The organism is Robertkochia flava, from assembly GCF_020166515.1.
Taxonomy (GTDB): Bacteria; Bacteroidota; Bacteroidia; order Flavobacteriales; family Flavobacteriaceae; genus Robertkochia; species Robertkochia flava.
The window spans coordinates 970,048-986,347 of the sequence record NZ_JAINZT010000002.1; the positions used below are offsets into that span (position 1 = coordinate 970,048).

A 16,300-nucleotide genomic window follows, 5' to 3' on the forward strand; every position below is an offset into this window, starting at 1 on the left:
ACATTAAAAAATGGCACAAAGAGATTTAAAATATACAAGAAATATCGGTATTGCTGCGCACATTGATGCTGGAAAAACCACCACCACTGAGCGTATTCTTTTCTATACCGGTATGAGTCACAAAATCGGGGAGGTGCACGATGGTGCAGCTACGATGGACTGGATGGAGCAAGAGCAGGAGCGTGGGATTACCATTACCTCTGCGGCTACTACCTGTACCTGGAAGTTCCCGATGGAGAAAGGACAGCCGCTTCCGGATGCAAAGGATTACAACTTTAACATCATCGATACTCCCGGTCACGTTGACTTTACCGTAGAGGTAAACCGTTCCCTGAGAGTACTTGATGGTCTTGTATTCCTTTTTTCTGCAGTAGATGGGGTTGAGCCACAATCTGAGACCAACTGGAGACTTGCTGATAACTACAGCGTGCCTCGTATTGGTTTTGTAAATAAAATGGACCGTCAGGGGTCGAACTTCCTTAACGTGTGTAAGCAGGTTAAAGAGATGCTTGGTACCAAGGCCGTGCCGCTTGTACTTCCTATCGGGGATGAGGCCGACTTTAAAGGTATCGTTGACCTGGTGAAGAACCGAGCCATCGTATGGCACGAGGAGAACTACGGTTCTACTTTTGACGAGGTGGATATTCCTGAGGATATGCAGGAAGAAGTGGATATGTACCGTGCGCAACTTATCGAGGCAGTAGCCGAATACGATGAGGAGCTTATGGAGAAGTTCTTTGAAGATGAGAACTCTATTACAGAAGATGAGATCCATGCTGCGGTTCGCGCTGCGGTAACCGATCTTAGCTTTGTTCCTATGGTGTGTGGATCTTCTTTCAAGAACAAAGGAGTTCAGTTCCTTCTGGACTGTGTGTGTCGTTACCTTCCTTCTCCTGTAGATAAGGAGGCGATCATCGGAACAGATCCTGACACCGGAGAAGAGATCTCTCGTAAGCCGGATGTTTCTGCTCCTTTTGCAGCGCTTGCATTTAAGATTGCCACTGACCCCTTCGTAGGTCGTCTGGCGTTCTTCCGTGCTTATTCAGGTAGACTGGATGCCGGATCTTACGTATTGAACAATCGTTCAGGTAAGAAAGAGCGTATTTCAAGAATTTATCAGATGCACTCGAACAAGCAGAATTCCATCGACTTCATCGAAGCCGGAGATATCGGAGCTGCTGTTGGATTTAAAGATATTAAGACCGGGGATTCCCTGAGTGATGAGAAGCACCCGATTGTACTGGAAAGTATGGACTTCCCTGATCCGGTAATCGGTATCGCCGTAGAGCCTAAAACCAAAGCTGATGTAGATAAGCTGGGAATGGCACTTGCTAAACTTGCTGAGGAGGATCCAACCTTCCAGGTAAAGACTGACGAGGCTTCCGGGCAAACTATTATCTCAGGAATGGGAGAGCTTCACCTTGATATTATTTGCGACCGTCTTAAGCGTGAGTTTAAGGTAGACGTGAATCAGGGACAACCACAGGTTGAGTACAAGGAGGCTATTACCGGTACTGCAGATCACAGGGAGGTTTATAAGAAGCAAACCGGTGGTCGTGGTAAGTTCGCGGATATCGTGTTTACCATGGAGCCTGCTGAAGAAGGTAAGGCCGGACTGGAGTTTGTGAACGAGATCAAAGGAGGTAACATTCCTAAGGAATTTGTTCCTTCTGTAGAGAAAGGATTCAAAGAGGCAATGAAGAATGGTCCTCTGGCCGGATTCGAAATGGATGCGATGAAGATCGTTCTGAAGGACGGATCTTTCCACCCTGTGGATTCCGATCAGCTGTCGTTCGAGCTTGCTGCCAAACTTGGTTACAAGGAGGCTGCCAAGAAAGCGAGAGCCATCATTATGGAGCCTATCATGAAACTGGAGGTGCTTACTCCGGAAGAGAACATGGGAGATATTGTTGGAGACCTTAACCGTCGTCGCGGTCAGGTGAACAACATGAGTGACCGTGCCGGAGCTAAAGTGATCAAGGCTGAGGTGCCACTTTCAGAGATGTTTGGATATGTAACCTCCCTGAGAACCCTTTCTTCAGGTAGAGCTACTTCAACAATGGAATTCTCTCACTATGCGGAAACTCCTTCGAATATTGCCGAAGAAGTGATCAAAGCAGCTAAAGGAGTTAAAGCTTAAATCTTAAGAAAATGAGTCAGAAAATCAGAATAAAGTTAAAGTCGTACGATCACAACCTGGTAGACAAGTCTGCTGAGAAGATCGTGAAAACGGTAAAAACTACCGGGGCTGTGGTAACCGGGCCTATCCCGTTACCAACGCACAAAAAGATCTTCACTGTACTGCGTTCTCCTCACGTGAACAAAAAGTCGAGAGAGCAGTTTCAGCTGAGTTCTTACAAAAGACTTCTCGATATCTACAGCTCGTCTTCCAAGACCATTGATGCGCTGATGAAGCTGGAGCTTCCAAGCGGAGTTGAGGTAGAGATCAAAGTGTAAGGTCTCGGGTGCATCACCGGAAGGGATTGCACGACATGTCCTGAGCGTTTCGCGAGGGAAAAACGGAAAAAATACATTCAGGGTTGAAAGTATTTTTGACCCTGAAGTTTTTTGAATAGTTAGTAAATATTGTTAACAACGGCCAGTAACCGAAATAGGAGGGTTGCGGGTCATTAAATTAAATTTAGAATGTCTGGGTTAATTGGAAAAAAAATTGGTATGACCAGTCTGTTCGATGAGAACGGGAAGAACATTCCCTGTACTGTTATTGAGGCTGGACCATGCGTAGTTACCCAAGTCAGAACCAAAGAGGTTGACGGGTATGAGGCTCTTCAGCTTGGTTTCGATGACAAAGCAGAAAGACATGCTAACAAGGCTGAATCAGGTCACGCTAAGAAAGCAGGTACTGCTCCTAAGAAGAAAGTTATCGAATTCCAGGATTTTGAAGGTGAGTACAAATTAGGCGATACTGTCACAGTAGAGCAATTTGCAGCTGGAGAATTTGTTGATGTAAGCGGTACATCTAAAGGTAAAGGATTCCAGGGTGTTGTAAAAAGACACGGCTTTGGAGGAGTTGGGCAGGCCACTCACGGTCAGCACAACCGTCTTAGAGCTCCGGGATCTATCGGTGCAGCATCGTATCCGGCACGTGTATTTAAAGGTATGCGTATGGCTGGGCAAATGGGTGCAGAAAGAGTAACAGTACAAAACCTAAAAGTATTGAAAGTGGTTCCTGAGAAAAACCTTCTTGTAGTTAAGGGGTGTGTTCCAGGTCACAAGAATGCTTATGTAATCATTCAGAAGTAATGGAAGTAGCAGTATTAGATAAAAACGGAAAAGAAACTGGAAGAAAGGTTAGCCTTTCGGAATCAGTTTTCGGGATAGAGCCAAGTAATCACGCTGTGTACTTAGACGTAAAACAGTACCTGGCCAATCAGCGTCAGGGAACGCACAAGTCTAAGGAGCGTGGTGAGATCACAGGGAGTACCCGTAAGATCAAGAAGCAGAAAGGTACCGGTACCGCCCGTGCCGGAAGCATCAAGTCGCCGATCTTCAAAGGTGGGGGTAGAATTTTTGGTCCGAGACCAAAAGATTATACGCAGAAACTTACCAAAGGATTGAAGAAACTGGCCCGAAGATCTGCACTTTCTGCCAAGGCAAAAGAGAACCAGATCCTGGTTGTGGAAGATTTCAATTTCGAGACTCCGAAAACCAAGGAATTCGCTTCTGTACTGAAAGCCTTAGGGTTAGAAGACAAAAAGTCATTGATCGTCTTGGGTGATGCAAATAAAAATGTATATTTGTCGTCGCGCAATTTAAAGGCCTCAGAAGTCGTAACTCCTTCAGAATTAAACACTTACAAGATTGTTAACGCAAGTAACGTCGTGTTTTTCGAAGGGTCGCTGGAAGGTATTGTGTCGAATTTAAGTAAATAATGAAACCCATGAGTGTGTTAATTAAGCCTATTATTACGGAAAAAGCAACCGCGGATAGTGAGTTGAATAATCGTTATGGTTTCCTGGTTGATCCCAGAGCAAACAAGATCGAGATCAAAAATGCGGTTGAGGCTGCCTATGGTGTTTCTGTGGAAAAAGTTCGCACAATGAACTACGGGCCAAAGCGCAGTACGCGTTATACCAAGAGCGGAATCCAAAACGGAAAAACCAACGCTTTCAAAAAAGCGATCGTTCAGGTAGCTGAAGGAGATATTATTGATTTTTATAGTAATATTTAAGAAGAGACGGAATGTCAGTTAGAAAATTAAAACCAGTTACTCCTGCACAGCGATTTAGAGTAGTGAACGGATTTGACGCGATCACTACTGATAAGCCGGAGAAGAGCTTGCTCGCTCCGTTAAAAAAGTCGGGAGGTAGAAACAGTCAAGGAAAAATGACCATGCGCTATTTGGGTGGTGGTCATAAAAGAAAGTATCGTGTTATCGATTTCAAAAGAGCTAAGACCGGTGTTGAGGCTACTGTGGAATCGATTCAGTACGATCCGAACAGAACTGCGTTTATTGCATTGATCGTTTACAAAGACGGAGAGAAGAGCTATATCATTGCTCAGAACGGACTCCAGGTAGGTCAGACCGTTGTGTCTGGTTCCGGAGTGGCTCCTGAGATCGGGAATGCAATGCCTTTAAGCGAAGTGCCGCTGGGTACTATTATTTCTTGTATAGAACTGCGTCCTGGACAGGGTGCGGTTATGGCGCGTTCGGCCGGAGCTTTTGCTCAGCTGATGGCCCGTGAAGGGAAATACGCGACCATTAAACTTCCATCTGGAGAGACCCGTATGGTATTGGCCGGTTGTTTGGCAACCATCGGGGCGGTGTCGAACTCAGACCACCAGTTGATCGTTTCAGGTAAGGCAGGTAGAAAACGCTGGTTGGGTAGAAGACCTAGAACAAGACCAGTAGTTATGAACCCTGTGGATCACCCAATGGGTGGTGGTGAAGGAAGAGCTTCCGGAGGTCACCCAAGATCCAGAAAAGGTTTACCTGCTAAAGGATTTAGAACACGTTCTAAGACCAAAGCGAGTAATAAGTACATTGTAGAACGTAGAAAGAAATAAAGTATTAGCAAATGGCACGTTCATTAAAAAAAGGACCTTACGTTCACTATAAATTAGAGAAGAAAGTTCAACAAAATGTTGAATCAGGTAAGAAGACCGTTATCAAAACCTGGAGCAGGGCGTCAATGATCACCCCTGACTTTGTAGGGCAAACCATAGCGGTACATAATGGCCGTCAGTTCGTTCCTGTTTATGTAACAGAGAACATGGTAGGTCATAAATTAGGAGAATTTTCACCAACACGCTCGTTCCGAGGTCATGCTGGTGCAAAAAATAAAGGAAAAAAATAATAAGTAGCCATGGGAGTTCGTAAAAGAGAAAAAGCAGAGCAAATAAAAGAGGCTAAGAAGAGCTTAGCATTTGCAAAGTTGAATAACTGCCCTACTTCTCCACGAAAAATGAGGTTGGTTGCCGACCTTGTACGCGGGGAGAAAGTTGAGAAGGCGCTTGCTATTTTGAAGTTTAGCCAAAAGGAGGCGTCTCGCCGTTTGGAGAAACTTGTTCTTTCAGCCATCGCCAACTGGCAGGCTAAGAACGAGGATGCCAGCCTTGAGGATGCAGATTTATTCATTAAGGAGATCCGTGTGGATGGCGGAAGTATGCTGAAGCGTCTTCGTCCTGCTCCGCAGGGTCGTGCACACCGAATTAGAAAACGTTCCAACCACGTTACTATCGTGCTTGGATCTAACAATAATACACAAAGCTAATTAGATAGAGAGTATGGGACAAAAGACAAATCCAATCGGAAATCGCCTTGGTATCATCAGAGGATGGGAATCCAACTGGTACGGAGGTAACGACTATGGAGATAAGCTTGCTGAAGACGACAAGATCAGAAAGTATATCCATGCACGTCTTTCTAAAGCTAGTGTATCCAGGGTAATCATCGAGCGTACCCTGAAGCTTGTAACCGTTACTATCACCACTGCCCGTCCCGGGATCATTATCGGGAAAGGCGGACAGGAGGTAGACAAGCTGAAGGAAGAGCTGAAGAAGATTACCGACAAGGAAGTTCAGATCAACATCTTTGAGATCAAAAGACCGGAACTTGATGCTAATCTTGTTGCCTCCAGCATCGCACGTCAGATCGAGAATCGTATCTCGTACCGTCGTGCAATCAAAATGGCTATTGCTGCAGCAATGAGAATGAACGCCGAAGGTATCAAGATCATGATCTCAGGGCGTTTGAACGGTGCAGAAATGGCGCGTTCAGAAGCCTATAAGGATGGTCGTATTCCATTGTCAACATTCAGAGCTGACATTGATTATGCGCTTGAAGAGGCTCACACTACCTATGGTAGATTGGGTATCAAGGTATGGATCATGAAAGGTGAGGTTTACGGAAAGAGAGATCTTTCTCCTTTAACCGGAATGTCTAAGAAACAAGGTAAAGGCGGAGGAAACTCCGGAAGAGGTAAAGCTCGTCGCAGAAAGTAATTTTTTAAAGTAAAAGAAAATGTTACAGCCTAAAAGAACAAAATACCGTAAGCAGCAAAAAGGCCGGATGAAAGGCGTTTCTCAAAGAGGACACCAGCTTTCAAACGGAATGTTCGGGATCAAGTCTATGGATTCGAAGTTTATCACTGCGCGTCAGATCGAAGCAGCTCGTGTGGCTGCGACCCGTTACATGAAAAGGGAAGGTCAGCTTTGGATCAAAATATTCCCGGATAAGCCGATTACCAAAAAGCCTTTGGAAGTGCGTATGGGTAAAGGTAAAGGTGCCCCAGAATATTGGGCAGCTATTGTAAAACCAGGTCGAATCATGTTTGAAGTAGGTGGAGTGCCTATGGACGTAGCTAAAGAAGCGCTTCGTCTGGCGGCTCAGAAACTGCCTGTAAGAACCAAATTCGTTGTAGCCAGGGATTATTCCGCTTAATTTATTAAGACTAAGAAGATCATGAAACAATCAGAGATAAGAGAATTGTCTACTGCTGAGCTACAAGAAAAGCTTGGTGTTATTAAGAAACAATATGCAGATTTAAAACTGGCTCATGCCATTCAGCCTTTGGAAAACCCGATTCAACTGCGTACAACCAGAAGAACCGTAGCCCGTTTGGCAACTGAGCTTACTAAAAGAGAATTACAATAATTCGATTCTGCTAAGAGATGGAAAATAGAAACTTAAGAAAAGAAAGAATAGGGGTAGTTACCAGTAACAAAATGCAGAAATCGATTGTGGTTTCTGAAGTGAAGCGTGTAAAGCACCCTATGTACGGTAAGTTCGTGTTGAAGACTAAGAAATATGTCGCACACGACGAAAAAGGAGATTGCAATATTGGTGATACCGTTCGGATTATGGAAACACGTCCGATGAGTAAGACCAAATGTTGGAGACTAGTTGAAATCATTGAAAGAGCTAAATAATTATGGTACAACAGGAATCTAGATTAAAAGTAGCAGACAACACCGGGGCCAAAGAGGTTTTGACCATCCGTGTGTTAGGAGGTACTAAGAAAAGATATGCCTCTGTAGGTGACAAGATCGTTGTTACCGTAAAGGATGCCACTCCTAACGGGAACGTTAAGAAGGGTCAGGTATCTACTGCAGTAGTAGTTCGTACCAAGAAGGAAGTCAGACGACCTGACGGCTCTTACATTCGTTTCGACGATAATGCTTGTGTACTTCTGAACGCTACCGGTGAAATGCGCGGAACCCGTGTATTCGGACCAGTAGCCAGGGAACTACGTGATAAGCAGTTTATGAAAATTGTATCATTAGCGCCAGAGGTGCTTTAATACATTGTAGAAGAAATGACAAAGCTAAAAATAAAATCAGGAGATACTGTAAGAGTGATTGCCGGGGAGCACAAAGGTGCAGAAGGCAGTGTTCTTAAAGTAGATCGTGAAAAGAACAAAGCGATCGTTGAGGGAGTGAATATGGTTTCCAAGCATGAGAAGCCCAGCGCTAAAAACCCTCAGGGAGGAATCGTAAAGAAAGAAGCCCTTATCCACATTTCCAACCTGTCGTTGATCGATCCTAAATCAGGAGAGGTTACCCGTGTAGGTTTTGAGGAAAGAGATGGGAAGAAGGTGAGATTTTCTAAAAAATCTAATGAAGTAATTTAGTTATGGCTTACATTCCAAGATTAAAGCAAGAGTATAAAGAAAGAGTAATTTCTGCTCTTACAGAAGAGTTTGGTTACAGCAACGTAATGCAGGTGCCAAAACTTAAAAAGATTGTTATTAGCCGTGGAGTTGGTGCCGCAGTAGCCGATAAGAAACTTATCGATTACGCCGTGGATGAACTGTCTAGAATTTCTGGTCAGAAAGCGGTTTCTACTGTTTCTAAAAAGGACGTTGCATCGTTCAAACTTCGTAAGGGAATGCCTATCGGGGCAAAAGTAACCCTTAGAGGAGAGCGTATGTATGAATTCCTGGACAGACTCATTACTTCAGCTCTTCCACGTGTTAGAGATTTTAATGGGATCAAGGCGAATGGTTTTGACGGACGCGGGAATTACAACCTGGGAGTAACCGAACAGATTATTTTCCCTGAGATCGATATCGACAAGGTAAACAAGGTAGCCGGTATGGATATTACCTTTGTAACCTCTGCTGAGACCGATAAGGAAGCGAAATCATTATTAAGCGAATTAGGATTACCTTTTAAAAAGAATTAAGTATGGCTAAAGAATCAATGAAAGCCCGCGAGGTAAAAAGACAAAAATTGGTAGACAAGTATGCTGAGAAGCGCAAGGCTCTTAAGGAGGCTGGCGATTACGAAGCACTGCAAAAACTGCCAAAGAATGCTTCTCCGGTACGTCTGCACAACCGTTGCAAACTCACCGGTAGGCCTAAAGGGTATATGCGTACTTTCGGTATTTCTCGTGTAATGTTCAGAGAAATGGCCAACAAGGGGTTAATTCCGGGAGTGAAAAAAGCAAGTTGGTAATAAGATTTAAAAGGATAAAAGATGTATACAGATCCTATTTCAGATTATTTAACGAGAATTAGAAACGCGAACAGTGCAGGGCACCGCGTGGTTGAGATTCCGGCTTCAAACCTGAAGAAGGAGATCACTAAGATCTTGTTCGATCAAGGATATATTCTGAGCTACAAGTTTGACGACGAGAGTTCGGCTCAGGGTGTTATCAAGATCGCGTTAAAATATGATAAAGTGACAAAAGAACCTGTGATCAAGAAGATCCAGCGTGTGAGTAAGCCAGGACTTCGTAAGTACAGCGGTAAGGATGAACTTCCCCGTGTATTGAACGGTCTGGGAATTGCCATCGTATCTACTTCTCACGGTGTAATGACCTCTAAGCAGGCCAAGACCGAGAATGTAGGTGGTGAAGTTTTATGTTACGTTTACTAAAAATTAAAGACAAGAAGAAATGTCAAGAATAGGTAATAGTCCAATAGTGATTCCGGAAGGGGTTACTGTAGATATTAAAGACGGCGAAGTTACCGTTAAGGGAAAGCTGGGCGAGCTAAAGCAGCAGGTTCAGGATGTTACCGTTAAGGTAGAAGACGGACAGCTGATCTTAGAGCGCGACTCAGAGAAGAAAGATATTAAGTCTAAGCACGGTCTTTACAGATCTTTGCTGAATAACATGATCGAAGGCGTTACTAACGGATTCACCAAATCACTGGAGCTCGTTGGAGTTGGTTACAGAGCCAGCAACCAGGGGCAAAAGCTGGATATCGCAATTGGTTTCTCTCACAATATCGTTATGGAGCTTGCTCCTGAGGTTAAAGTGGAGACCATTTCCGAGAAAGGTAAGAATCCGATCGTAAAGCTTACTTCACATGACAAGCAACTGGTTGGTCAGGTGGCTGCTAAGATTCGCTCCTACCGTAAGCCTGAGCCTTACAAAGGAAAAGGTGTGAAGTTCGTTGGAGAGCAATTAAGAAGAAAAGCAGGTAAATCAGCTTAATAAGTAGCATTATGGCATTATCAAAGACTGAAAGAAGACAGAGAATTAAGAACAGGATCCGCAAGGTGGTTTCTGGAACAGAGACACGTCCAAGACTGGCTGTTTACAGAAGTAACAAAGAGATCTATGCGCAATTGATCGACGACCAGAACGGGAAGACCATTTTGGCCGCTTCATCAAGAGATAAAGAGATGAGTTCTGCTACCGGAACCAAGATCGAGATTGCTGCCCAGGTTGGGAAGACAATCGCAGAGAAGGCCCTTAAGGCTGGTATTGATACCATCACTTTTGACAGAGGTGGTTATCTGTATCACGGAAGAGTTAAATCATTGGCTGATGGAGCCAGAGAAGCAGGACTTAAATTCTAAGAAATTATGTATCAAGATTATAAGAACGTAGAATTAGTGAAGCCAGGAGGACTGGAGCTGAAAGATCGTCTGGTAGGAGTACAACGGGTAACGAAGGTTACCAAGGGTGGTAGAGCCTTCGGATTTTCTGCCATTGTTGTTGTAGGAAACGAAGACGGTGTAGTAGGACACGGACTGGGTAAATCTAAAGAGGTAGCCGACGCGATTTCAAAGGCGGTGGAGGATGCCAAGAAGAACCTGGTACGTATTCCGTTGAATAAAGGAACCCTTCCTCACGAGCAAAAAGGGAAATACGGTGGAGCAAGAGTATATCTTCAGCCCGCTTCTCACGGTACGGGAGTTATCGCCGGTGGTGCGGTACGTGCGGTACTTGAAGCAGTTGGGGTACACGATGTACTTTCTAAATCTCAGGGGTCTTCCAACCCGCACAACGTGGTAAAAGCTACCTTTGACGCTTTACTGCAGCTGAGAGATGCGAAAACAGTAGCAGCGCAACGCGGTATTTCTTTAGAGAAAGTTTTTAAAGGATAAATCAAGGATAAGATGGGAAAGATTAAAGTTACACAGGTAAAGAGCAACATCAAGCGACCTCAGAATCAAAAGAGAACGCTCGAGGCATTAGGTCTTAAGAAGATCGGCCATGTAGTGGAACATGAGGCAACACCAAGTATCCTTGGTATGGTAAAGAAAGTTGAACATTTAGTTTCTGTAGAAGAAGCTTAATAACAATACAGTTATGAATTTAAGTAACTTACAACCTGCTGAAGGTTCAGTTCACAAAGACGGTAAGAGAGTAGGTAGAGGAGAAGGTTCAGGAAAAGGCGGAACAGCCACCCGTGGACATAAGGGAGCTAAGTCCCGTTCCGGTTACTCTAAGAAAATCGGATTTGAAGGTGGGCAAATGCCACTTCAGAGAAGAGTACCTAAGTTTGGTTTCAAAAATATCAACAGAAAGGAGTATGTTGGTATCAATCTTAATAAGTTACAGGAATTGGTTGATAAAGGTGTTGTGAAAGACACTGTAGATTTAGATATATTAGTGGCCAACAAACTGGCCGGTTCCAATGATCTTGTAAAGATCCTTGGTGGCGGAGAGCTAAAATCTAAATTAAAAGTTTCTGTACATAAATTTACTGCCAGTGCCCAGGCTGCTATTGAAGCTGCCGGAGGTGAAGCAGTAAGTTTATAACCCAAACCCAACCAAAAGTAACCATGAAGAAGTTTATTGAGACACTTAGCAATATCTGGAAGATCGAAGAATTGAAGGGGAGAATCCTCGTGACCATCGGACTGCTGTTGGTGTACCGTTTTGGTGCGCAGGTAGTGCTTCCAGGTATTGATACGCAGCAATTGGCTGAATTAACAAGCAGAACAGATGGCGGAGGTTTATTAGGAATCCTTAATGCATTTACAGGAGGGGCGTTTGCAAACGCTTCTGTTTTTGCCTTGGGAATCATGCCATATATCTCAGCCTCTATTGTGGTTCAGTTAATGGGGCTGGCCATTCCCTACCTTCAGAAATTACAGAAAGAAGGTGAAAGTGGCCGAAAAACCCTCAACCAGATTACCCGTTGGTTAACCATTGGTATCTGTTTGGTGCAAGCGCCTGCTTATTTATATGGTCTGGGAGCCCTTGGGGTGCCGGACAGTGCTTTTATCCTTGGGAAAGGGCTGGATTTTATGATCCCTGCCGTATTGATCCTGGTAACAGGAACGATCTTTGCCATGTGGCTGGGTGAGAAGATCACCGATAAAGGTATTGGGAATGGTATTTCCCTGTTGATTATGGTAGGTATCATTGCTACACTGCCTATTGCTTTTGCTCAGGAATTTGATTCTGTCGTTAACCGAAACAACGGTGGTCTCATCCTGATCCTGATCGAAGTGATTCTGTGGTTTGTAGTGATCCTGGCCAGTATCATGCTGGTTATGGCAACACGTCAGATCCCGGTACAGTACGCTCGAAGAACCGCCTCTGGGGGTTACGAGAAGAATGTGTTCGGATCGCGTCAGTATATTCCGCTGAAGCTGAATGCTTCCGGAGTAATGCCTATTATTTTCGCACAGGCTATTATGTTTGCCCCCGGGTATATTGGTACCATTGGTGCCTTGAAGGATACTGCAGCAGGACAATGGCTGCAGGTGAATTTCGGAAACGGATCCATGTTTGGATTCTGGTATAATGTGGTGTTTGCATTGTTAATCATAGTATTTACGTATTTTTACACCGCAATTACAGTACCGACGAATAAAATGGCTGACGATCTGAAGCGTAGTGGTGGGTTTATTCCGGGTATCCGCCCAGGAAAAGAAACTGCTGACTACCTGGATAAGATCATGTCTTTGATAACTTTCCCAGGATCATTATTCCTGGCGGTTATCGCTATATTCCCGGCGATCGTGGTTAACGTGATGGGTATTCAGCAAGGATGGGCTCTGTTTTACGGAGGTACTTCCCTGCTCATTATGGTGGGTGTGGCCATTGATACCATGCAGCAGGTGAATTCGTACCTGTTGAACAGACACTACGATGGGTTGATGAAATCAGGTAAAAACAGAAAAGTTGTAGCGTAATTATTTATGGCAAAACAACAAGCTATAGAACAGGACGGAACGATCATTGAGGCATTATCGAATGCAATGTTCCGGGTAGAATTGGAAAACGGGCACGTAGTAACAGCTCATATTTCCGGAAAAATGCGAATGCATTATATCAAATTACTTCCCGGCGATAAGGTAAAGCTCGAAATGAGTCCGTACGATCTAACAAAAGCAAGAATTACTTATAGATATTAAAGAGATGAAAGTAAGAGCATCACTAAAGAAAAGAAGTCCCGAGTGCAAAATCGTGCGTAGAAAAGGGAGGTTGTATGTAATTAATAAAAAGAATCCTAGATTTAAACAAAGACAAGGATAAGTTATGGCTAGAATCGCAGGAGTAGACTTACCAAAGCAAAAGAGAGGAGTTATTGGATTAACTTACATCTTTGGTATAGGTAAAAGTAGAGCTAAAGAGATCTTAGAGAGAGCTCAGGTTAGCGAAGACACTAAGGTAGCTGACTGGGCAGACGAAGAGATCGCTCGTATTCGCGAGGCTGTTTCTCAATTCACTATTGAAGGAGAGCTTCGTTCGGAGGTTCAATTAAACATCAAGCGTTTAATGGACATCGGTTGTCAGAGAGGGATTCGTCACAGAGCCGGACTTCCACTTAGAGGTCAGCGCACTAAGAATAACTCGAGAACTAGAAAAGGTAAAAGAAAAACTGTTGCTAACAAGAAAAAGGCAACTAAATAATACGTAGCTTAGTTATGGCAAAGTCAAATGCAAAAACTACTAGAAAGCGTAAAGTAGTAGTAGAGTCTGTAGGTGAAGCTCATGTTGCTGCATCGTTTAACAATGTGATTATCTCCCTGACCAACAAGAAGGGAGATGTAATCTCATGGTCGTCTGCAGGGAAAATGGGGTTCAGAGGTTCTAAGAAAAATACTCCTTACGCTGCTCAGGTAGCCGCTGAAGATGCTGCGAAAGTAGCTCACGAAGCTGGACTTAGAAAAGTGAAGGTGTACGTAAAAGGTCCTGGTTCAGGTAGAGAGTCCGCCATCAGGTCTATCCACAATGCCGGTATTGAGGTAACAGAAATTATTGACGTTACTCCGCTACCACACAACGGATGTCGTCCTCCTAAAAGAAGAAGAGTTTAATTAATTAATGTTTTCAGAAGGTTTTATATGATTATCGAAGGATAAGCCTTAATTCATAATCACCTTCTAAATAGAATTAAAACATGGCAAGATATACAGGTCCAAAAACAAAGATTGCCCGTAAATTCGGAGAAGCAATTTTCGGTGATGATAAATCATTTGAAAAAAGAAATTACCCTCCGGGGCAACACGGTAACAACCGTAGAAGAGGTAAAAAATCAGAATACGCTATCCAGTTAATGGAGAAGCAAAAGGCGAAGTATACCTATGGTATTCTTGAGCGTCAATTCCGCAACCTATTTGAAAAGGCCAACCGCAAGAAAGGCGTTACCGGTGAGGTATTGCTTCAGCTTTGTGAGTCGCGTCTTGACAATGTTGTTTACAGAATGGGTGTAGCTCCTTCCAGAAGAGCTGCCCGTCAATTGGTGTCTCACCGTCATATCACTGTAAACGGAGAGGTGGTAAATATTCCGTCTTATTCATTGAAGCCTGGTGATGTTGTTGGAGTAAGAGAAAAGTCGAAATCCCTGGAGGCGATCGAAAGATCACTTTCAAACCACAGTAATGTTTACGAGTGGATCAGCTGGAACAACGAAAAGAAGGAAGGTACTTTTGTAAGTGCTCCTGAGCGTATCCAGATCCCGGAAAACATTAAAGAGCAATTAATCGTCGAGTTATACTCTAAATAATAATTAGACAGCAGTCGTACTATGGCAATATTAAATTTTCAGAAGCCCGATAAAGTTATAATGATCGATTCTACCGATTTCGAAGGGAAATTTGAATTTCGTCCTTTGGAACCCGGATATGGATTGACCGTTGGTAACGCATTGCGCAGAGTTCTTCTTTCTTCTCTTGAAGGTTATGCAATAACCTCTACAAGAATGGATAAAGTAGAGCATGAGTTCTCTACCATCGAGGGTGTGGTGGAAGACGTTACAGAGATCATCCTGAACCTGAAACAAGTGCGTTTCAAGCGTCAGATCGATGATATTGATAACGAAACCGTTTCTATCTCCCTGACCGGTAAAGAGCAAATCACTGCCGGTGATTTCCAGAAATTTATTTCAGGCTTCCAGGTATTGAATCCGGATCTTGTGATCTGTAACCTGGATCCTAAAGTAACTATCAATATGGAAATCACTATTGAAAAGGGTAGAGGTTATGTACCTGCTGAAGAGAACAAAAAGGCCAATGCGCCTCTTGGAACCATCTTCACAGATGCGATCTATACACCTATCAAGAATGTGAAATTCAGCATTGAGAATTATCGTGTAGAACAAAAGACAGACTACGAAAAACTGGTTTTTGAGATCATTACAGATGGTTCTATTCATCCTAAGGACGCTCTTACTGAGGCTGCCAAGATCCTTATTCACCACTTCATGTTATTCTCCGATGAGCGAATTACCCTGGAGGCCGATGAGATCGCGCAGACCGAAACTTATGATGAAGAGTCGCTTCACATGCGTCAGTTGCTTAAAACCAAGTTGGTAGACATGGATCTTTCTGTTCGTGCACTGAACTGTTTGAAGGCTGCTGAAGTTGACACCCTGGGTGACCTGGTGTCATTTAACAAGAACGACTTAATGAAATTCAGAAACTTTGGTAAGAAGTCATTGACCGAGCTGGAAGAGCTGGTGAATAACAAAGGCCTTAGCTTCGGAATGGATCTGTCAAAGTACAAATTAGATAAGGATTAGTTTTCCTTTCCCCGGAACGAGCTAATGAACGTATTGGAAAGGGATTAATTAAAGAATACAATGAGACACGGAAAGAAATTTAATCATTTAGGTAGAAAGACCGCTCACAGACAGGCTATGCTTGCCAATATGGCTTGCTCGCTTATCGAGCATAAGCGTATCAATACTACAGTTGCTAAAGCCAAAGCGCTTAAGCAATTTGTAGAACCTCTGGTAACCAAGTCTAAAGAGGATACTACGCACAACAGAAGAATCGTATTCAGCAGACTTAGAGATAAGGAGGCTGTTACAGAACTTTTCAGAGAAGTTGCAGTTAAGGTAGGGGATCGTCCAGGAGGATACACCCGTATCATCAAACTGGGTAACCGTCTTGGTGATAATGCCGATATGGCTATGATCGAGCTGGTAGATTACAACGAGCTTTACAACGCTGATAAGCCGGCTAAGAAGAAATCTACCCGTAGAGGAGGAGCTAAGAAATCTGCAGCAACAGCTGATGCTCCTGCAGCTGCAGAGGCTTCAACAACTGAGAAAACTGAAGACACTCAGGAATAGTGAAGATGAATTAATTACATACCAAAAAGGATAAACGCTTTCGTTTATCCTTTTTTTTTGTGCTATTT

At 43.7% G+C, this 16,300-nt stretch carries 30 protein-coding genes; all 30 read left to right on the forward strand.

Translation table 11 applies throughout. From position 1 onward, the window contains the following. The first annotated feature begins 10 nt into the window (after positions 1-10). The 30 genes from fusA (at position 11) to rplQ (ending at position 16,232) form a co-directional block, all read left to right on the forward strand. On the forward strand, positions 11-2,140 hold the full coding sequence (fusA, locus tag K7R11_RS04705; protein WP_224489043.1) for an elongation factor G: 2,130 nt from the start codon (positions 11-13) through the stop codon (positions 2,138-2,140). 11 nt (positions 2,141-2,151) lie between these two features. Further along, complete coding sequence (rpsJ, locus tag K7R11_RS04710; protein ID WP_007094989.1) at positions 2,152-2,457, forward strand: 30S ribosomal protein S10; 306 nt, start codon at positions 2,152-2,154, stop codon at positions 2,455-2,457. A 189-nt stretch (positions 2,458-2,646) separates the two neighbouring features. Continuing rightward, positions 2,647-3,264 carry a 50S ribosomal protein L3 gene (gene rplC / locus K7R11_RS04715; protein WP_224489046.1) on the forward strand — a complete coding sequence of 206 codons (618 nt, stop codon included), beginning with the start codon at positions 2,647-2,649 and terminating at the stop codon, positions 3,262-3,264. Further along, complete coding sequence (gene rplD / locus K7R11_RS04720) at positions 3,264-3,893, forward strand: 50S ribosomal protein L4 (RefSeq protein WP_224489048.1); 630 nt, start codon at positions 3,264-3,266, stop codon at positions 3,891-3,893. Before rplC ends, rplD begins: the two co-directional genes overlap by 1 nt. Positions 3,894-3,901: 8 nt before the next feature. Then, positions 3,902-4,192, forward strand: a complete 291-nt coding sequence (gene rplW / locus K7R11_RS04725) for a 50S ribosomal protein L23 (protein ID WP_224489050.1) — start codon at positions 3,902-3,904, stop codon at positions 4,190-4,192. Positions 4,193-4,203: 11 nt separating this feature from the next. Further along, a complete protein-coding gene (rplB, locus tag K7R11_RS04730; RefSeq protein WP_224489052.1) occupies positions 4,204-5,028 on the forward strand; it encodes a 50S ribosomal protein L2 in 825 nt (274 codons plus the stop codon). 11 nt (positions 5,029-5,039) lie between these two features. After that, positions 5,040-5,318 carry a 30S ribosomal protein S19 gene (gene rpsS, locus K7R11_RS04735; protein ID WP_136335419.1) on the forward strand — a complete coding sequence of 93 codons (279 nt, stop codon included), beginning with the start codon at positions 5,040-5,042 and terminating at the stop codon, positions 5,316-5,318. 9 nt (positions 5,319-5,327) lie between these two features. After that, on the forward strand, positions 5,328-5,735 hold the full coding sequence (gene rplV / locus K7R11_RS04740) for a 50S ribosomal protein L22 (protein ID WP_224489053.1): 408 nt from the start codon (positions 5,328-5,330) through the stop codon (positions 5,733-5,735). 13 nt (positions 5,736-5,748) lie between these two features. Further along, complete coding sequence (gene rpsC / locus K7R11_RS04745; RefSeq protein WP_224489055.1) at positions 5,749-6,465, forward strand: 30S ribosomal protein S3; 717 nt, start codon at positions 5,749-5,751, stop codon at positions 6,463-6,465. A 19-nt stretch (positions 6,466-6,484) separates the two neighbouring features. Continuing rightward, complete coding sequence (rplP, locus tag K7R11_RS04750) at positions 6,485-6,904, forward strand: 50S ribosomal protein L16 (RefSeq protein ID WP_224489057.1); 420 nt, start codon at positions 6,485-6,487, stop codon at positions 6,902-6,904. Positions 6,905-6,925: 21 nt separating this feature from the next. Beyond that, positions 6,926-7,117 (forward strand): 50S ribosomal protein L29, encoded by a 192-nt coding sequence (rpmC, locus tag K7R11_RS04755; protein WP_224489059.1) that lies wholly within the window; start codon positions 6,926-6,928, stop codon positions 7,115-7,117. Positions 7,118-7,134: 17 nt separating this feature from the next. Next, positions 7,135-7,392, forward strand: coding sequence for a 30S ribosomal protein S17 (rpsQ, locus tag K7R11_RS04760; RefSeq protein ID WP_224489061.1), 258 nt, complete (start codon positions 7,135-7,137; stop codon positions 7,390-7,392). 2 nt (positions 7,393-7,394) lie between these two features. Further along, the gene (gene rplN, locus K7R11_RS04765; protein WP_224489062.1) at positions 7,395-7,763 is read left to right on the forward strand and encodes a 50S ribosomal protein L14; all 369 of its coding nucleotides are present in this window, start codon (positions 7,395-7,397) and stop codon (positions 7,761-7,763) included. A 15-nt stretch (positions 7,764-7,778) separates the two neighbouring features. Then, positions 7,779-8,093 carry a 50S ribosomal protein L24 gene (rplX, locus tag K7R11_RS04770; protein ID WP_224489063.1) on the forward strand — a complete coding sequence of 105 codons (315 nt, stop codon included), beginning with the start codon at positions 7,779-7,781 and terminating at the stop codon, positions 8,091-8,093. Positions 8,094-8,095: 2 nt separating this feature from the next. Beyond that, positions 8,096-8,647, forward strand: coding sequence for a 50S ribosomal protein L5 (gene rplE / locus K7R11_RS04775; RefSeq protein WP_224489064.1), 552 nt, complete (start codon positions 8,096-8,098; stop codon positions 8,645-8,647). A 2-nt stretch (positions 8,648-8,649) separates the two neighbouring features. After that, positions 8,650-8,919 (forward strand): 30S ribosomal protein S14, encoded by a 270-nt coding sequence (gene rpsN / locus K7R11_RS04780; RefSeq protein ID WP_136335428.1) that lies wholly within the window; start codon positions 8,650-8,652, stop codon positions 8,917-8,919. A gap of 21 nt (positions 8,920-8,940) precedes the next feature. Further along, positions 8,941-9,342 carry a 30S ribosomal protein S8 gene (gene rpsH, locus K7R11_RS04785; protein ID WP_224489065.1) on the forward strand — a complete coding sequence of 134 codons (402 nt, stop codon included), beginning with the start codon at positions 8,941-8,943 and terminating at the stop codon, positions 9,340-9,342. Between the two features lie 19 nt (positions 9,343-9,361). Further along, a complete protein-coding gene (gene rplF / locus K7R11_RS04790) occupies positions 9,362-9,904 on the forward strand; it encodes a 50S ribosomal protein L6 (RefSeq protein WP_224489066.1) in 543 nt (180 codons plus the stop codon). 11 nt (positions 9,905-9,915) lie between these two features. Further along, positions 9,916-10,272 carry a 50S ribosomal protein L18 gene (gene rplR / locus K7R11_RS04795; protein ID WP_224489067.1) on the forward strand — a complete coding sequence of 119 codons (357 nt, stop codon included), beginning with the start codon at positions 9,916-9,918 and terminating at the stop codon, positions 10,270-10,272. A 6-nt stretch (positions 10,273-10,278) separates the two neighbouring features. After that, entirely contained in the window at positions 10,279-10,803 is a 525-nt protein-coding gene (gene rpsE / locus K7R11_RS04800; protein ID WP_136335432.1) for a 30S ribosomal protein S5, read from the forward strand. Between the two features lie 12 nt (positions 10,804-10,815). Beyond that, positions 10,816-10,995: a 50S ribosomal protein L30 gene (rpmD, locus tag K7R11_RS04805; RefSeq protein ID WP_224489069.1), complete on the forward strand. Its 180-nt coding sequence runs from the start codon at positions 10,816-10,818 to the stop codon at positions 10,993-10,995. A gap of 13 nt (positions 10,996-11,008) precedes the next feature. Then, positions 11,009-11,461 carry a 50S ribosomal protein L15 gene (rplO, locus tag K7R11_RS04810; RefSeq protein WP_224489071.1) on the forward strand — a complete coding sequence of 151 codons (453 nt, stop codon included), beginning with the start codon at positions 11,009-11,011 and terminating at the stop codon, positions 11,459-11,461. Positions 11,462-11,484: 23 nt separating this feature from the next. Further along, positions 11,485-12,846, forward strand: a complete 1,362-nt coding sequence (gene secY / locus K7R11_RS04815) for a preprotein translocase subunit SecY (RefSeq protein WP_224489073.1) — start codon at positions 11,485-11,487, stop codon at positions 12,844-12,846. A 6-nt stretch (positions 12,847-12,852) separates the two neighbouring features. Then, entirely contained in the window at positions 12,853-13,068 is a 216-nt protein-coding gene (infA, locus tag K7R11_RS04820; RefSeq protein WP_136335436.1) for a translation initiation factor IF-1, read from the forward strand. A 4-nt stretch (positions 13,069-13,072) separates the two neighbouring features. Continuing rightward, entirely contained in the window at positions 13,073-13,189 is a 117-nt protein-coding gene (gene ykgO, locus K7R11_RS04825) for a type B 50S ribosomal protein L36 (protein ID WP_074978891.1), read from the forward strand. Positions 13,190-13,192: 3 nt separating this feature from the next. Next, positions 13,193-13,567 carry a 30S ribosomal protein S13 gene (rpsM, locus tag K7R11_RS04830; RefSeq protein WP_224489074.1) on the forward strand — a complete coding sequence of 125 codons (375 nt, stop codon included), beginning with the start codon at positions 13,193-13,195 and terminating at the stop codon, positions 13,565-13,567. Between the two features lie 14 nt (positions 13,568-13,581). Further along, complete coding sequence (rpsK, locus tag K7R11_RS04835; protein WP_224489075.1) at positions 13,582-13,974, forward strand: 30S ribosomal protein S11; 393 nt, start codon at positions 13,582-13,584, stop codon at positions 13,972-13,974. A gap of 83 nt (positions 13,975-14,057) precedes the next feature. Next, complete coding sequence (gene rpsD, locus K7R11_RS04840) at positions 14,058-14,663, forward strand: 30S ribosomal protein S4 (protein ID WP_224489076.1); 606 nt, start codon at positions 14,058-14,060, stop codon at positions 14,661-14,663. A 21-nt stretch (positions 14,664-14,684) separates the two neighbouring features. Further along, positions 14,685-15,677, forward strand: a complete 993-nt coding sequence (locus K7R11_RS04845) for a DNA-directed RNA polymerase subunit alpha (protein WP_224489077.1) — start codon at positions 14,685-14,687, stop codon at positions 15,675-15,677. A 60-nt stretch (positions 15,678-15,737) separates the two neighbouring features. Next, the gene (rplQ, locus tag K7R11_RS04850) at positions 15,738-16,232 is read left to right on the forward strand and encodes a 50S ribosomal protein L17 (RefSeq protein WP_224489078.1); all 495 of its coding nucleotides are present in this window, start codon (positions 15,738-15,740) and stop codon (positions 16,230-16,232) included. Positions 16,233-16,300: the final 68 nt, after the last annotated feature.

Coding starts and splice junctions, on each gene's coding strand:
- rpsH (WP_224489065.1), top strand. CDS start 8,941: ATGTATACAGATCCTATTTCAGATTATTTAACGAGAATTAGAAACGCG.
- rpmD (WP_224489069.1), top strand. CDS start 10,816: ATGGGAAAGATTAAAGTTACACAGGTAAAGAGCAACATCAAGCGACCT.
- rplF (WP_224489066.1), top strand. CDS start 9,362: ATGTCAAGAATAGGTAATAGTCCAATAGTGATTCCGGAAGGGGTTACT.
- rplN (WP_224489062.1), top strand. CDS start 7,395: ATGGTACAACAGGAATCTAGATTAAAAGTAGCAGACAACACCGGGGCC.
- K7R11_RS04845 (WP_224489077.1), top strand. CDS start 14,685: ATGGCAATATTAAATTTTCAGAAGCCCGATAAAGTTATAATGATCGAT.
- rpsM (WP_224489074.1), top strand. CDS start 13,193: ATGGCTAGAATCGCAGGAGTAGACTTACCAAAGCAAAAGAGAGGAGTT.
- rplW (WP_224489050.1), top strand. CDS start 3,902: ATGAGTGTGTTAATTAAGCCTATTATTACGGAAAAAGCAACCGCGGAT.
- fusA (WP_224489043.1), top strand. CDS start 11: ATGGCACAAAGAGATTTAAAATATACAAGAAATATCGGTATTGCTGCG.
- rplV (WP_224489053.1), top strand. CDS start 5,328: ATGGGAGTTCGTAAAAGAGAAAAAGCAGAGCAAATAAAAGAGGCTAAG.
- rpsJ (WP_007094989.1), top strand. CDS start 2,152: ATGAGTCAGAAAATCAGAATAAAGTTAAAGTCGTACGATCACAACCTG.
- rplE (WP_224489064.1), top strand. CDS start 8,096: ATGGCTTACATTCCAAGATTAAAGCAAGAGTATAAAGAAAGAGTAATT.
- secY (WP_224489073.1), top strand. CDS start 11,485: ATGAAGAAGTTTATTGAGACACTTAGCAATATCTGGAAGATCGAAGAA.
- rpsK (WP_224489075.1), top strand. CDS start 13,582: ATGGCAAAGTCAAATGCAAAAACTACTAGAAAGCGTAAAGTAGTAGTA.
- rpsQ (WP_224489061.1), top strand. CDS start 7,135: ATGGAAAATAGAAACTTAAGAAAAGAAAGAATAGGGGTAGTTACCAGT.
- rplD (WP_224489048.1), top strand. CDS start 3,264: ATGGAAGTAGCAGTATTAGATAAAAACGGAAAAGAAACTGGAAGAAAG.
- rplB (WP_224489052.1), top strand. CDS start 4,204: ATGTCAGTTAGAAAATTAAAACCAGTTACTCCTGCACAGCGATTTAGA.
- rplC (WP_224489046.1), top strand. CDS start 2,647: ATGTCTGGGTTAATTGGAAAAAAAATTGGTATGACCAGTCTGTTCGAT.
- rpsS (WP_136335419.1), top strand. CDS start 5,040: ATGGCACGTTCATTAAAAAAAGGACCTTACGTTCACTATAAATTAGAG.
- rpsE (WP_136335432.1), top strand. CDS start 10,279: ATGTATCAAGATTATAAGAACGTAGAATTAGTGAAGCCAGGAGGACTG.
- rplR (WP_224489067.1), top strand. CDS start 9,916: ATGGCATTATCAAAGACTGAAAGAAGACAGAGAATTAAGAACAGGATC.
- rplP (WP_224489057.1), top strand. CDS start 6,485: ATGTTACAGCCTAAAAGAACAAAATACCGTAAGCAGCAAAAAGGCCGG.
- rpsD (WP_224489076.1), top strand. CDS start 14,058: ATGGCAAGATATACAGGTCCAAAAACAAAGATTGCCCGTAAATTCGGA.
- rpsN (WP_136335428.1), top strand. CDS start 8,650: ATGGCTAAAGAATCAATGAAAGCCCGCGAGGTAAAAAGACAAAAATTG.
- infA (WP_136335436.1), top strand. CDS start 12,853: ATGGCAAAACAACAAGCTATAGAACAGGACGGAACGATCATTGAGGCA.
- rpsC (WP_224489055.1), top strand. CDS start 5,749: ATGGGACAAAAGACAAATCCAATCGGAAATCGCCTTGGTATCATCAGA.
- rplQ (WP_224489078.1), top strand. CDS start 15,738: ATGAGACACGGAAAGAAATTTAATCATTTAGGTAGAAAGACCGCTCAC.
- rplO (WP_224489071.1), top strand. CDS start 11,009: ATGAATTTAAGTAACTTACAACCTGCTGAAGGTTCAGTTCACAAAGAC.
- rpmC (WP_224489059.1), top strand. CDS start 6,926: ATGAAACAATCAGAGATAAGAGAATTGTCTACTGCTGAGCTACAAGAA.
- ykgO (WP_074978891.1), top strand. CDS start 13,073: ATGAAAGTAAGAGCATCACTAAAGAAAAGAAGTCCCGAGTGCAAAATC.
- rplX (WP_224489063.1), top strand. CDS start 7,779: ATGACAAAGCTAAAAATAAAATCAGGAGATACTGTAAGAGTGATTGCC.